The organism is Mesorhizobium sp. KR9-304 (assembly GCF_040049215.1).
Classification (GTDB): domain Bacteria; phylum Pseudomonadota; class Alphaproteobacteria; order Rhizobiales; family Rhizobiaceae; genus Mesorhizobium_K.
This window is the reverse complement of sequence record NZ_JBDZDN010000001.1, coordinates 2,464,652-2,478,244: the sequence shown is the minus strand read 5'-3', so window position 1 is coordinate 2,478,244 and position 13,593 is coordinate 2,464,652. Positions and strand designations below refer to the sequence as shown.

The window sequence follows — 13,593 nt, the reverse complement described above, 5'->3', positions numbered from 1 at the left end:
CACTAAAATTTGAGAGGCTCGGCCCTGCGCCCCGCTTTCCGACTTCTGCTCCCGTGGCGAGCAGCGTTCTTTGAAATGGCCAGAACTGCGAAAGCAGGGCGTGGCGATGATGAAGCTTGCCACGAGCGAAGGAAAACTGCGCGGCGACGATGAAGCGCACCGGATTGCGACACGCCGCGCCAGCCGCTAGGAACAGCGAAAGCCTCGGGCAGGACCATGAAATCATCTGCAAACAGCCAGGGCGGCGTCAGCCTCACCCGCATCAGGAAGCTGCGCGCCTCCGAAGCCGAGGCCTTCCGCGCCGCACGGCCGAAATCGGAAGCCGCGGCCGGCAAAGGCATCGCCGGCTTTTTCGGCGGCGTGCCCATGCACTGGATGAACGACTGGCCGACGCCGTTTCCTGTTGTCGTCGACCGCGCCAAGGGGGCGGTCATCGTCGACATCGACGGTATCGGCCTCGACGATTTCTGCCTGGGCGACACCGGCTCGATGTTCGGCCATTCGCCGCCGCCGGTTGCGCGCGCCATCCGTCGCCAGGCTGGGCGTGGCCTGACCTACATGCTGCCCGACGAAGACACGCTCGTCCTAGGCAAGCTGCTGTCGGAACGCTTCGGTCTGCCCGAATGGCAGATCGCAACCACCGCCACCGACGCCAATCGTTTCGCGCTGCGCGTCGCGCGGGCCGTCACCGGCCGTCCGAAAATCCTCGTCTTCAACGGCTGCTATCACGGCTCCGTAGACGAAACGATGGTGCGGCTAGTCGACGGACGTCCGGCCAACCGCCCCGGCCTCGCAGGCGAGTTCCGCGACCTGACCGAGACGACCAAAATCGTCGAGTTCAACGACATTCCTGCTCTGGAAAAAGTGCTCGCAGGCAAGGACATCGCCTGCGTCATCACCGAACCGGTGCTGACCAATTCCTGCATGGTGCTGCCCGATCCCGGCTTCCACGACGCCCTTCGCCGGCTTACCCGCAAGGCGGGCACGCTGCTGCTGATCGACGAAACGCACACCATCTCGACCGGCCCCGGCGGCTATACCGGGCGCTACGGCCTGGAGCCGGACCTCTTCGTGCTCGGCAAGCCGATCGCCGGCGGCGTGCCGGCAAGCGTGTGGGGCATGGGCGCCGATGTTGCCCGCCGCTACCGCGCCTACAACGCCAGGAAAGAACCCGGCTATTCCGGCATGGGCACCACGCTCTCGGCCAACCCCCTGCAGTTCGCCGCCATGCGCGCGACGCTGGAGGAGGTGATGACCGAGGTGAACTACGCCCATATGGAGCGGCTGGCCGAGCGGCTCGAAACCGGACTTGAAGCCGCGATAGCGATGCACCGCCTGCCCTGGCATGTCGCCCGGGTCGGTGCCCGCGTCGAATTCATCTGCGCGAAAGGTCCTCTGAGGAACGGCAGCGAAGCGGAGGCAGCGCACGCGCCTGCTCTCGAGGCCGCCATCCATGTCGCGCTTGTCAATCGCGGCGTGCTGATTGCGCCGTTCCACAACATGATGCTCATCTCACCAGCGACCACGAAGCGCCAGGTTGACCGCCTTGTGGCGGCATTCGGCGAGGTTGCGGCGCTTCTTTTGGCGTGAGAAAAGCGCGAGGAAACAGGATTTCTCCATGAATTCTCCATCGGGCTCGACAGCCGAGGAAGCGGCCGCCTTCCTTGAAGCCCATCCGGAAATCGAGGCCTTCGACATCGTGCTCACCGACGCCAACGGCGTCGGCCGCGGCAAGATCATCCGGCGGCATGAGCTGATGGCGCTATACGAGCACGGCCGGCATCTGCCGATCTCGATCCTCGGCCTCGACATCACCGGCGAAGATGTTCACGAGACCGGACTGATCTGGGATTCCGGCGACGGCGACCTGCGTGCCTGGCCGATCCCGGGCACGCTGAAGCCGCTGCACGGCACTGCCCCGGCGCGAGGCCAGGTGCTGATGTCGATGTATGCGCTGGATGGCGCGCCGATGACGTCGGATCCCCGCCATGCACTGGCGCGGCAGGTCGATGCTTTCGCGGCAAAAGGCTTGTTTCCCGCCGGCGCCTTCGAGCTCGAGTTCTTCCTGCTCGCCAACGAGCGCGATGCGGAGGGCCGCGTGCAGCCCGCGACCGCCGTGCTCGACGGAAGGAAGAGCGGCAAGACCGAAGTTTATTCAGTCGACCATTTGCACGGCATGGAGCCGCTCTTTTCCGACATCTATGCGGCGGCAGCACTCCAGGGCATCCCGGCCGAGACGATCATTTCCGAATATGCGCCGGGCCAGTACGAACTGACGCTGAACTACCGCAAGGGCGTGATGCAGGCGGCCGACGACCTCGTTTTGCTGAAGCGGCTGGTGCGGGCGCAAGCACGTCGCCATGGCGTGACGGCCTGCTTCATGGCGAAGCCGATTGAGAAATACGCCGGCTCGGGCATGCATCTGCATGTTTCGCTGCAGGATGAGAAAGGCGGTAATGTCTTTTCCGAGGCTGGGGGAGAGAACTGGTCCCTGCCCTTGTTGCGTGCGATTGGCGGTCTTGTCGACACCATGGCGGAATCGATGCTGGTATTTGCGCCGCATGCCAATTCCTGGCGTCGCTTTGTGTCGCAGTCGTACGCGCCGGTCGCGCCGACCTGGGGCGTCAACAACCGCTCGGTCGCGCTTCGGGTGCCGGCGGGGAACATCGCCGCTCGCAGGATCGAGCATCGCCCTTCGGGTGTCGACGCCAACCCGTATCTCGTCGCCGCGACGGTCCTTGCCGGCATCGCCAAGGGCCTTGAAGAAAAGCTCGATCCAGGCCCGGAGACTACCGGGAACGGCTACGAGGCCACAGTGAACCAGCCGTCCTCCATGCCGCCGGACTGGCGTTCGGCCATCGAGGCGGCGAAAGCATCGGAATTCCTGAAGCAGGCGCTTGGCGAGGACATGCACCGAACCTTCACGGCCATCAAGCACGCCGAATATCTGCGCGTCGCCCGCACCGTGAGCGAACTCGACTACCACCTCTACCTGCACGAGGTGTGAGCGTGATCTCAACGGACGAGGATTGCCCTGAGATCGTTCACGTTCGTCCCCGTCGGCCCGGGCACGAACAGATCGCCGACGGCGTTGAAGGCGGTCCACGCGTTGTTGCCCGCAAGCATCGCCTTGGCGTCGACACCCGCAGCACGCATGCGCGTCACCGTCGAGCCGTCGGCGAAGGCCCCTGCATTGTCCTCCGAGCCGTCGATGCCGTCAGTGTCGGCCGCCAGCGCGTCGATGCCGCTGAAACCGTCGATGCCGATCGCGAAGGCGAGCAGGAATTCGCTGTTGCGCCCGCCCTTGCCTTTCGCCCGTAGTGTCACTGTCGTCTCGCCGCCGGAAAGAATCAGAACCGGTTTTTGGAACGGGCGGTTTCGCGCCGCGACCTCTCGAGCAAGCGCGGCATGAACCGATCCCACCTCGCGCGCCTCGCCCTCGATCGAATCGGACAGGATGACAGCCTCGACGCCTTGTCGCTTGGCCGCCGCGGCGGCGGCTTCGAGCGACACAGCCGCCGATGCGATCAGATGCACCTCGTTGCCGGCAAAGCGCGCATCGTCGACCGTCGGCGCGTCGGCGGCCGGCTGATTGAGGTGGGCCATAACTGCATGGGGCAGCTTCATGCCGTATGCCTTCACGAAATCCAGCGCATCGACGCGAGTTCCTTCGCCCGGGATCGTTGGCCCGGAGGCGACCAGCGCCGGATCGTCGCCGGGGATGTCGGAGACGACGAGCGATACGACTTTTGCCGGCCAGGCGGCAGCCGCGAGGCGCCCGCCCTTGATTCTGGAGACATGCTTGCGGATCGTGTTCATCGCCGCGATCGGCGCGCCCGAAGCGAGCAGCGCCTCGTTGACCGCGATCTCGTCCGCCAGCGTCAGGCCGGGCGCGGGCGACGGCAGCAGCGCCGAGCCGCCGCCGGAAATCAGCGCGACGACGAGGTCGTCCGCGGTGAGGCCGGAAACCATCGCAAGAAGCCGCTTCGATGCCACAAGCCCCGCCTCGTCCGGCACGGGATGCGCCGCCTCGATGATCTCGACGCGCTCGCAGGGCGCGGAATAGCCGTAGCGCGTCACCACCAGGCCCTCGATCGGGCCGTCCCACACCTTCTCGAAGGCGGCCGCCATCTGCGCCGACCCTTTGCCGGCGCCGATCACGATCGTGCGGCCTTTCGGCTTGGCGGGAAGGTGGTTGCGGATCGTGCGCTCGGGATCGGCGGCGGCGACCGCGGCCTCGAAGATCGAGGTCAGGAAAGCCTTCGGATCGATTTCCATCAGTCGACCTTGACGGGAAGCGCGAGCGCCTGGCGCTCGATGCCGAGCTGGTCACAGAGCGCGTCGACGATGACGCCGTGGTCCTGGCGTTCCGGTAGCCCGGAAACGCCAAAAGCGCCGACAGCGCCGACACCCTTGATGACAAGCGGAAAACCGCCGCCTGCCAAGACATACTCGGTCACAGGCAGTCCATGGCCGGTCTTGAACGCCCGGTCGGGACTGTTCTGCTCCAGCACCATCCGGTAGGTGCTCTTCTGAAACATTTTGACCACATTGATCTTGCGGCGCACCCAGTCGGCATTCGAGTTGGAGGAACCCGGCAGCGCGGCAAAAAACAGCAGCCGGTCCCATACGCCGATCTGGATCACGATCGGCATGTTTTCGGCGAGCGCCCGCCCGCGGATTGCCGAACCTATGGAGAAGGCGGTCGCCTCGTCGAATGCCGAGAAGGCCAGCCGCTCTTCCTGCTCGGCGATTTTGGCGATGTCGTCCGTGACGCTCATGCTGCACCTCCTGACCGGTGCCATGCCTTTACGGCATCGGGCCGGCCGGTCAAGCCATGGCTCATGGGGCGGCGGCTTCCAACGCGCTCTTAGCCGGCCTGCCGGCGACATAGACCTCGGCTACGCTACGGTCGTCGCCCAGCGTCTGCAGCAGGAAAAGCTCTTCCGCGAGTGCGCCCACCGTCTCCATGCGGAGTTTCATAGCCGGAGTCGCTCGGGAATTGAGCACCACGATATCCGCGTCGGTGCCGACATGCAGCGTGCCGACCCGGTCGGCGATCGACAGCGCCTCGGCGTTGCCGCGCGTCAACTGCCAGAACGAGGCGAAAGGATTGAGCTTCTCGCCGTTGAGCGCGATCACCTTGTAGCCTTCGTCCATCGTGCGCAGCATCGAATAGTTGGTGCCGCCGCCGACATCGGTGGCGGTGGCGATCCGCAGCGGCTTCGTTCGCGTGCGATAGCGCTGGTAGTCGAACAGGCCGGAGCCGAGGAACAGGTTAGATGTGGGGCAGAAGACCGCGACTGAACCGCTGTCCGACAGCGCATCCGCTTCACGCTCCGACAGATGGATGCAGTGGCCGAACAGCGCGCGCGGTCCCAGCAGGCCATAGTGTTCGTAGACATCGGTGTAGTCGCGCGACCAAGGATAGAGCTCCCTGGTGAAGGCGATCTCGGCGTGGTTTTCCGACAGATGCGTCTGCATGTGCAACTCGGGGAACTCGCGCGCCAGCGCGCCGGCCATTTCCATCTGTTCCGGCGAGGAGGTGATCGCGAAACGCGGCGTGATCGCATAGAGCTGCCTGCCCTTGCCGTGCCATTCGGCGATCAGCGCCTTGCTATCGTCATAGCCGCCGAGCGGCGTATCGAGGACGCCGTCGGGTGCATTGCGGTCCATCATCACCTTGCCGGCGATGTTCAGCATGTTGCGCTCGTGCGACTCGGCGAAAAAGGCTTCCGCCGACTGCTTGTGCACCGAGCAGTAGGCTGAAACGGTCGTCGTGCCCTGGCGGACCATTTCGTCGAGGAACAGCCGCGCGATGCGCCGGCCGTGCTGGGCGTTGTCGAACTTCGTCTCTTCCGGAAAAGTGTATTTGTTCAGCCAGTCGAGCAGTTCCGCCCCGTAGGACGCGATCACCTGCATCTGCGGGAAATGCACATGCGCGTCGATGAGGCCAGGCAAAATGAGATGCGGCCGGTGGTCGATTCGTCTCGCGCTCTCGGCGGCCTTCGCCGAGACGTCCGCATAGGATCCGGCGGCGACGATCTTGCCGCCGTCGAGCAGCAGGCCGCCATCCTCCTCGTAACGGTAGGCCGCATGGTCGTCCGTATTGTCGGGCCAGCGCAGGAAGCTCAGCGTGCGGCCGCGAAGAAGTGTCTGGCTCATGTTACTGCCGCGATTCCTCGAACCAGGTCACAAGCAGCGCGCGCTCCTGCGGCGTGATCTGGGTGAGGTTGCCCGGCGGCATGGCGTGGCTGCGGCCGGCCTGCAGATAAATCTCCTTCGCATGCTCGCCGATCGCGGCGTCGCTCTCCAGAACCACGCCTTTGGGGGCATGGTAGATGCCTTCATAGGATGGCTCGTTCGCGTGGCACATGGCGCAGCGGCCGAGCACCGTGTCACGGACACCAGGGAAGTGCACCGAGGCCACGAAGGTCTCGGCCGACGACGACGCTCTCGACTCTCCTGTCAGCACCTTCGGCACGGTCGACAACCAGATGATGACGATGAACAGAATCGTCGCCACGAGCCACGTCCAGTAGGGTTTGCCTTTGCGGGCATGCATCGTGTTGAAGAAGTGGCGGATCAACACACCGATGATGAAGACGATCGAGGCAATGATCCAGTTGAACTCAGTTCCGAACGCCAGCGGATAATGATTCGACAGCATCAGGAACAGCACCGGCAGCGTCAGGTAGTTGTTGTGCGTCGAGCGAGTCTTGGCGATCTTGCCGTATTTCGGATCGGGCTTGCGGCCGGCGATCAGGTCGGCAACGACGATCTTCTGATTCGGTATGATGATCAGAAACACGTTGGCCGACATGATCGTTGCCGTCACGGCGCCGAGATGGAGGAAGGCGGCTCGCCCGCTGAAGATTTGCGTGAAGCCCCAGGCGAGGAAGACCAAGATCACGTAGAGCACCAGCATCAGCAGCGTGTCGTTGTTGCCGAGCGGTGACTTGCAGAGCAGATCGTAAAGCAGCCAGCCGAGCACGAGCGAGGCTATCGACAGGCCGATCGCCGTCATCGGCGAGATGTCAAGCACGTTGCGGTCGATGAGGAAGAGATCGGCGCCGGCGTAGTAGACGACGGCGAGCATGGCGAAGCCCGACATCCAGGTGGCATAGGACTCCCACTTGAACCATGTGAGGTGCTCCGGCATTTCCGCCGGCGCCACCAGATATTTCTGGATGTGGTAGAAGCCGCCGCCATGGACCTGCCATTCCTCGCCATGCGCGCCCGCCGGCAGATCGGGACGCTGGCGCAGGCCAAGGTCGAGCGCGACGAAATAGAAAGACGAGCCGATCCAGGCGATGCCGGTGACGACGTGCAGCCAGCGCACGGCAAAACTCAGCCAATCCCAGAAAATCGCAAAATCGATCATCCAAAGCCCTCTCGTCCCGGAACTTTAAGGTCTCCGTTCCAAACGGAAAGAGGGGACATGCCTCATGACTTTCAAAAAAAAATGTAAAATACTGTCGCACTTACCGAAACGGGCATAGGTTCGGGCTGAATGGCCTATCTCGACAACATCGCAGTCTTCGTCCGGGTCGTGGAACTCGGCAATTTGTCGGCTGCGGGCCGCGACATGCGCATCTCGCCGGCTGTCGCATCCAATCGCATCAAGGAACTCGAAAAGCACCTCGGCGTAAGGCTGTTCAACCGCACGACGCGGCAGCTCATGCCGACCGAGCACGGAACCGTCTTCTATGCCGGCGCCAAGCAGGTGCTCGATGCTATCACCGAAGCCGAGGCGGCGGTCAGTGCGCTGTCGGGCCAGCCACGCGGCACCATTCGCGTCACCGCGCCCCTGGGTCTGGGGCGACGGCTGATCGCGTCGGGCATTCCCGACTTCCGCGACAAATATCCCGATATCGAGGTGCGGCTGCGCCTGTCGGACCACGATGTGGACATCATGAAGGAGGGCATCGACGTCGCCTTCCGGCTCGGGCTCCTGGAGGATTCGAGCCTCAGGATGCGGGGCATCATGGACTGCGAGCGCGTGCTGGTCGCCGCGCCCGCCTATCTCGAGGCACGTGGCGAACCGACCGAACCCAAGCAGTTGACCGGCGACAGACACGATTGCCTGATGTTGCGCTATACCGGCATGCGCGAACATTTCTGGACGCTGAAGACGCCTGCGGGACCGACAAAATTCGAAGTGCGCGGCCCCTTCGATTCCGATGACGGCGACGTGCTGACCGGCTGGGCGCTGTCTGGCCGCGGCATCATCAACAAGCCCCGTTTCGAGGTGGAGCCCTTCATCCGCGACCGCCGGCTCAAGGTCATCTTGCCAGACACGCCGCCGACGCCAGTCCAGCTTGCAGCCGTCTATCCGCACAAGAAGCTGCAGGACCCCAAGGTCCGACTGCTGCTCGATTTCATGGCCGAGCGCTGCCAGCGATTGATCAAGGATCTGCTGGCGGGAAAATGAACGATCAGTCGGCAGCTACAGGCAAGTCCACCTGCTGGAAGGCAGCGAGCGCCGTCATGATCTCCGCCGCCGCGAGCGCGGCGATGACGGCCGGTCGCTTGTCCTTCACGGCGTCGCCGCCGATCGGCGAGACCAAGCGGCCGTACGCGGCCTCTGAACCGCCCGCCACTTTCAGATACCAACTCCGGAACGCCGCCTTCTTGGTCTTCGAGCCGATCATCCCGACATAGGCGGCATCCTTCCGCTTCAGCGCCTCGGCGACAATGAGGAAGTCGAGCGCGTGGTCATGCGTGAGCACGACGAAGACCGCGCCTGCCGGCGCCGAGCGCACCATCTCTTCCGGCACGGAGGTCAGCCTCGTCTCGACGCCCTGCGGCATGCCGGCCAGCGCCTCTGCGCGGGTCTCGACGACCGCCGCCTTGAGGGGCAGTAGCGCCAGCGCGTTGGCGAGCGCCTGGCCGACATGGCCGCCGCCGAAGATGTAGATGTGCGGCAGGCGTGCCTCTTCGGCTTCTGCAGCGACGATCAATTCGGCTTTCAGCCGGTGGTTCACGAGCCTGGTCAGCACCTCGACGCGCCCCCCACAGCACTGGCCGATCTCGGGCCCAAGCGCCACGTCAAGCATCAGTTCCTGCGGCCCTCCGGGGGCGGCAAGCATCTGCCTCGCCTGATCGATTGCCATGAACTCAAGCTGGCCGCCGCCGATGGTGCCGTGTGTGGCCGAGCGTGACACCAGCATATATGCGCCGGCCTCGCGCGGGGTCGAGCCTTTCGCCCGCGCGATCTCGACCAGCGCAACCCGGTCGGTCACGTTGAAAAATGCCTTCAGGCTTTCCGTGGTCGTCGCCATCCTCATCCTGCCGGAATATAACATTCTCCGGGCCGAGTTGCTCCGCCAGCGTCAGCGCTTCCTCGCCGCTTCTGCCTTCAGCCGCTCCACCGCCATCAGCACGCGTTCCGGCGTCGCCGGCGCATCGAGGCGCGGGCAGATCCTGTGGTCCGCCACGCTCGCCACCGCATCCGACAGCGCATGCAGCACCGAGATGCCAAGCGGGAAGGGCGGCTCGCCGACGGCCTTCGAGCGATGGACCGTCGGCTCGTTCGCTTCCGGCCAGTCGGCGAGCTTGACGTTGAATATCTTCGGCCGGTCGGATGCGAGCGGAATCTTGTAGGTTGACGGCGCGTGGGTGCGCAGGCGGCCCTTTGCATCCCACCACAGCTCCTCGGTGGTCAGCCAGCCCATGCCCTGGATGAAGCCGCCCTCGACCTGGCCAAGGTCAATCGCCCTGTTTAGTGAACGCCCTGCGTCATGCAGGATGTCCGTGCGTTCGACGACATATTCGCCGGTCAGCGTATCGATCGACACTTCCGAACAGGCCGCGCCGTAAGCGAAATAGTAGAATGGACGGCCCTGCCCCTTGTCGCGATCCCAGTGGATCTTGGGCGTCTTGTAGAAACCCGCCGCCGAGAGCTGGATGCGCGCCATATAGGCTTGCTTCACGACATCGGCGAAAGCGATCTCCTGATTGCCGATGCGTATCCTGTTGGGCAGGAAGACGACCTGGTCGCGCGGCACCTGGTATTTTTCGGCGGCGAAGTCGATCAGCCGGTCCTTGATCTGCCGCGCCGCGTTCTGCGCCGCCATGCCGTTGAGATCGGAGCCTGATGACGCCGCTGTCGCCGACGTGTTCGGCACCTTGCCGGTGGTTGTCGCGGTGATCTTCACCTGGTCGAGGTCGATCTGGAATTCCTCGGCGACGACCTGCGCGACCTTGAGGTAGAGGCCCTGCCCCATCTCGGTGCCGCCGTGGTTCAAATGCACCGAGCCGTCCGTATAGACATGCACCAGCGCGCCCGCCTGGTTGTATTGCGTAGCAGTGAAGGAGATGCCGAACTTCACCGGCGTCAGTGCGATGCCGCGCCTCACGTAGCGGCTGTTGGTGTTGAAGGCCGCGATGGTGCGCCGCCGCCTTGCGTAGTCCGAGCTCTCTTCCAACTCGGCGACGATGCGGTGGATGATGTTGTCTTCCACCGTCTGGTGGTAGGGCGTCACGTTGCGGTCTTCGGTACCGTAGAAATTGAGCTTGCGGACCTCCAGCGGGTCCTTGCCGACCGCGAAGGCTACCTCCTCGATCACACGCTCCGCGCCGACCATGCCCTGCGGCCCGCCGAAGCCGCGGAAGGCAGTGTTGGACACCGTGTTGGTGTAGAGCGGCGCCGACTGCGCATGCACCGCCGGCCAGAAATAGGTGTTGTCGCAGTGAAACAGCGCGCGATCGGTGACCGGTCCGGACAGGTCGGCGGAAAAACCGCAGCGCGCGGCGAACATGAAGTCGACGCCGTGTATGTTTCCCTCGCGGTCGAAGCCTACTTCGTAGTCGATGACGAAATCATGCCGCTTGCCGGTCGCGATCATGTCGTCGTCGCGGTCGGGCCTGATCTTGACGGCGCGGCGATGCTTCTTGGCGGCAATGGCGGCAAGTGCTGCGAACTGGTTGCCCTGCGTTTCCTTGCCGCCGAAGCCGCCGCCCATACGGCGGATCTCGACCGTCACGGCATTCGAGGGCACGCCAAGCGCATGCGAGACCATGTGCTGCACCTCGCTTGGATGCTGCGTCGAGGAATAGATCGTGACGTCCTGGTCCTCGCCCGGCACGGCGAGCGCGATCTGGCCTTCGAGATAGAAATGATCCTGGCCGCCGAGACGCATCCGCCCTTTGATGCGTTTGGGGGCTTTTTTTATCGCTGAGCGCGCATCGCCGCGCTTCAGCGTCAGCGGCGGCGTGACGAGTTTGCCTTTCTCCGGGTCGAGATCGGCCACGTCGAGGATGAAGGGCAGTTCTTCATATTCGACCTTGGCGAAGCGTGTGGCGCGCCGCGCCTCTTCACGCGTCCGGGCGATGACGCAGAAAATCGGCTGGCCGAAAAACTGCACGACGCCGTCTGCCAGCACAGGCTCGTCATGGCGCCCGGTCGGCGAGATGTCGTTCTCGCCGGGAATGTCCTTTGCGGTCAGCACATCGACCACGCCGGCTGCCGAGCGAACCGCCGACAAGTCCATCTTCATGATCCGGCCATGAGTGACGCCCGACAGACCCAGGCAGCCATGCAGGAGGCCCTCCGGCTCCGGCATGTCGTCGATATAGACGGCCGTGCCGGTGACGTGCTTGTGCGCGGAATCATGGCGCAGCTCGGTGGCGACGCCGCCGGTGATCTTTGCAGCCTTGATGTCGGGAGCGGCGTGCTTGTTCATCAGGCCGCCTCTTGCCGCATGACCGTGAGCGGCGCCTTCGTGCCTGTGGTCTCGGCGAAGAAGCGCCTGAGCAGGTTCTTCGCCGCCAGCGCCCGGTATTCCGCCGAGGCACGCATGTCGGTCAGCGGCGCGAAGTCGAGATCGTAAGCCGGCAGCGCCGCCTCGACGGTCGCCTCCGTCCAGGGCTTGCCGAGCAGCGCCGCTTCCACCGCGCGCGCCCGCTTCGGCGTCGCCGCCATGCCGCCATAGGCGATGCGGATCGACGCCACCGTTCTGTTTTTGGCCAGCGTCAGGTGGAAGGCGCCGAGCGTGGCGGTGATGTCCTCGTCGCGGCGCTTGGTGACCTTGTGGACGGCGAAGTGCACGCCCTTCGCGGGCACCGGCACATGCACCGCCTCGACGAATTCGCCCGGCCGGCGGTCCTGCTTGCCATAGGCGATGAAGAATTCCTCCAGCGGAATCGTGCGCCGCTGCTTGCCCCTGCGCAGGGTCAACGTCGCGCCGAGCGCAATCAGCGGCGGCGGCGTATCGCCGATCGGTGAGCCGTTGGCGATATTGCCGCCGATCGTGCCCATGTTGCGCACCTGCTCGCCGCCAATGCGGTCGAATAGGGGGCCCATCGCCGGAATGCGTCTTGCCAGCATGGCGAAGGTTTCCGTGTAGGTGACGCCGGCGCCGATGGTGATGAGGCCCTCCTCTTCGGAGATGATGCGCAATCCTTCGAGGCCACCGATGAAGATAGCCGGCGAGATGTCGCGCATGTGCTTGGTCACCCAGAGCCCGACATCGGTCGAGCCGGCGACAACAGTGGCATTCGGCTCCTTGTCGAGAATGGCGGCGAAATCATCGACCGAGGCCGGCACGACCAGCCGCCGCCTGCCCTCGCCGATCTCGACCCGCGCGCCGTCGCGAAGCGCCGCCAGCCTGGCCGTCACGCGCTTGCGCTCGACGGCAAGCGGGTCCCTCGCAACCTGGCCATAATTCGAAATCGCCCTGGCCGCGCGCACGATCGCTTCATAGCCCGTACAGCGGCAGAGATTGCCCTGCAGCGCCTTCTCGATCGCCGCGACCGACGGAGCGGGCGAGCGCATCCACAAACCATAGAGCGACATGACGAAGCCCGGCGTGCAGAAGCCGCATTGCGAGCCATGGAAATCGACCATTGCCTGCTGCACCGGATGCAGCCTGCCGGCTTCGCCGCGCAGATGTTCCACCGTCACCACGTGGCAGCCGTCGAGCGAGCCGAGGAAACGGATGCAGGCGTTGACGCTTTCGTAGACGAGCTTTCCGCCTGAAAGCTTGCCGACCAGCACCGTGCAGGCGCCGCAGTCGCCCTCCGCGCAACCTTCCTTGGTGCCGCGCAGCGAACGGCGCAGCCTCAGATAGTCGAGCAGCGTCTCGCCGGGGGCGACATCGCAGAGCGCGACATCCTCGCCGTTGAGGATGAAACGCAGTTCGGACCGGATTTTCGGCTTCGCCATGCTCAACTGCCCCTGTAGGTCGAGTAGCCGTAAGGCGAAAGCAGCAGCGGCACGTGGTAGTGCCTGGCCTCGGCCATGCCGAAACGGATCGGGATCTGGTCGAGAAAGGGCGGATCTGGCAGCGCCGCGCCGGTGGTCCGCAGATAGTCTCCAGCGAAGAAGACCAGCTCGTACTGACCGGCCTGGAAGGTCTTTCCTTCGAGCAAAGGCGCGTCGCACCGTCCGTCGGCGTTGGTGACCGCCTCGTGGATCTTGCGGTGCGAGTTGCCGATAATGCGATAGAGCGCGATCTTCAACCCTGCCGCGGGCAGGCCGGAAGCGGTATCGAGAACGTGGGTCGTCAGGCGACCGCCATCGGCTTTCGCCATTGGTCCCTCCTTCCTGCGATCGAATGCGTATTCTGCCCCATTAAAGGCCATGCTATC

11 protein-coding genes are annotated in these 13,593 nt (G+C 64.5%); 3 read left to right on the top strand and 8 right to left on the bottom strand.

From position 1 onward, the window contains the following. Positions 1-216 precede the first annotated feature (216 nt). Both ABLE71_RS11835 and ABLE71_RS11830 read left to right on the top strand, forming a co-directional pair. Positions 217-1,590, top strand: a complete 1,374-nt coding sequence (locus tag ABLE71_RS11835; protein ID WP_348783529.1) for an aspartate aminotransferase family protein — start codon at positions 217-219, stop codon at positions 1,588-1,590. A 28-nt stretch (positions 1,591-1,618) separates the two neighbouring features. Continuing rightward, positions 1,619-3,007, top strand: a complete 1,389-nt coding sequence (locus ABLE71_RS11830) for a glutamine synthetase family protein (RefSeq protein WP_348783528.1) — start codon at positions 1,619-1,621, stop codon at positions 3,005-3,007. A gap of 8 nt (positions 3,008-3,015) precedes the next feature. Here the strand turns inward: ABLE71_RS11830 and ABLE71_RS11825 are convergent, their stop codons facing one another. The 4 genes from ABLE71_RS11825 to ABLE71_RS11810 all read right to left on the bottom strand — a co-directional run bounded on the left by ABLE71_RS11825 (position 3,016) and on the right by ABLE71_RS11810 (position 7,384). Continuing rightward, entirely contained in the window at positions 3,016-4,281 is a 1,266-nt protein-coding gene (locus ABLE71_RS11825) for a glycerate kinase (RefSeq protein ID WP_348783723.1), read from the bottom strand. After that, the gene (locus tag ABLE71_RS11820; protein ID WP_348783527.1) at positions 4,278-4,781 is read right to left on the bottom strand and encodes a heme-degrading domain-containing protein; all 504 of its coding nucleotides are present in this window, start codon (positions 4,779-4,781) and stop codon (positions 4,278-4,280) included. The genes ABLE71_RS11825 and ABLE71_RS11820 overlap by 4 nt, the downstream gene beginning before the upstream one ends. Before the next feature lie 61 nt (positions 4,782-4,842). Beyond that, positions 4,843-6,165, bottom strand: coding sequence for a guanine deaminase (gene guaD / locus ABLE71_RS11815; RefSeq protein ID WP_348783526.1), 1,323 nt, complete (start codon positions 6,163-6,165; stop codon positions 4,843-4,845). Between the two features lies 1 nt (position 6,166). After that, positions 6,167-7,384 carry a urate hydroxylase PuuD gene (locus tag ABLE71_RS11810; protein ID WP_348783525.1) on the bottom strand — a complete coding sequence of 406 codons (1,218 nt, stop codon included), beginning with the start codon at positions 7,382-7,384 and terminating at the stop codon, positions 6,167-6,169. A 129-nt stretch (positions 7,385-7,513) separates the two neighbouring features. Between ABLE71_RS11810 and ABLE71_RS11805 the strand changes: the two genes are divergently transcribed. After that, a complete protein-coding gene (locus ABLE71_RS11805; RefSeq protein ID WP_348783524.1) occupies positions 7,514-8,434 on the top strand; it encodes a LysR family transcriptional regulator in 921 nt (306 codons plus the stop codon). Positions 8,435-8,438: 4 nt separating this feature from the next. On the opposite strand, the gene xdhC is transcribed toward ABLE71_RS11805, so the two are convergent. From xdhC to uraH, 4 genes are read right to left on the bottom strand one after another with little or no spacing between them, the layout of a single operon-like run. Beyond that, the gene (gene xdhC / locus ABLE71_RS11800; protein ID WP_348783523.1) at positions 8,439-9,284 is read right to left on the bottom strand and encodes a xanthine dehydrogenase accessory protein XdhC; all 846 of its coding nucleotides are present in this window, start codon (positions 9,282-9,284) and stop codon (positions 8,439-8,441) included. A gap of 51 nt (positions 9,285-9,335) precedes the next feature. Next, the gene (xdhB, locus tag ABLE71_RS11795) at positions 9,336-11,687 is read right to left on the bottom strand and encodes a xanthine dehydrogenase molybdopterin binding subunit (RefSeq protein ID WP_348783522.1); all 2,352 of its coding nucleotides are present in this window, start codon (positions 11,685-11,687) and stop codon (positions 9,336-9,338) included. Continuing rightward, positions 11,687-13,168 (bottom strand): xanthine dehydrogenase small subunit, encoded by a 1,482-nt coding sequence (gene xdhA, locus ABLE71_RS11790; protein ID WP_348783521.1) that lies wholly within the window; start codon positions 13,166-13,168, stop codon positions 11,687-11,689. Before xdhA ends, xdhB begins: the two co-directional genes overlap by 1 nt. Positions 13,169-13,170: 2 nt before the next feature. Continuing rightward, complete coding sequence (gene uraH / locus ABLE71_RS11785; protein ID WP_348783520.1) at positions 13,171-13,536, bottom strand: hydroxyisourate hydrolase; 366 nt, start codon at positions 13,534-13,536, stop codon at positions 13,171-13,173. Positions 13,537-13,593: the final 57 nt, after the last annotated feature.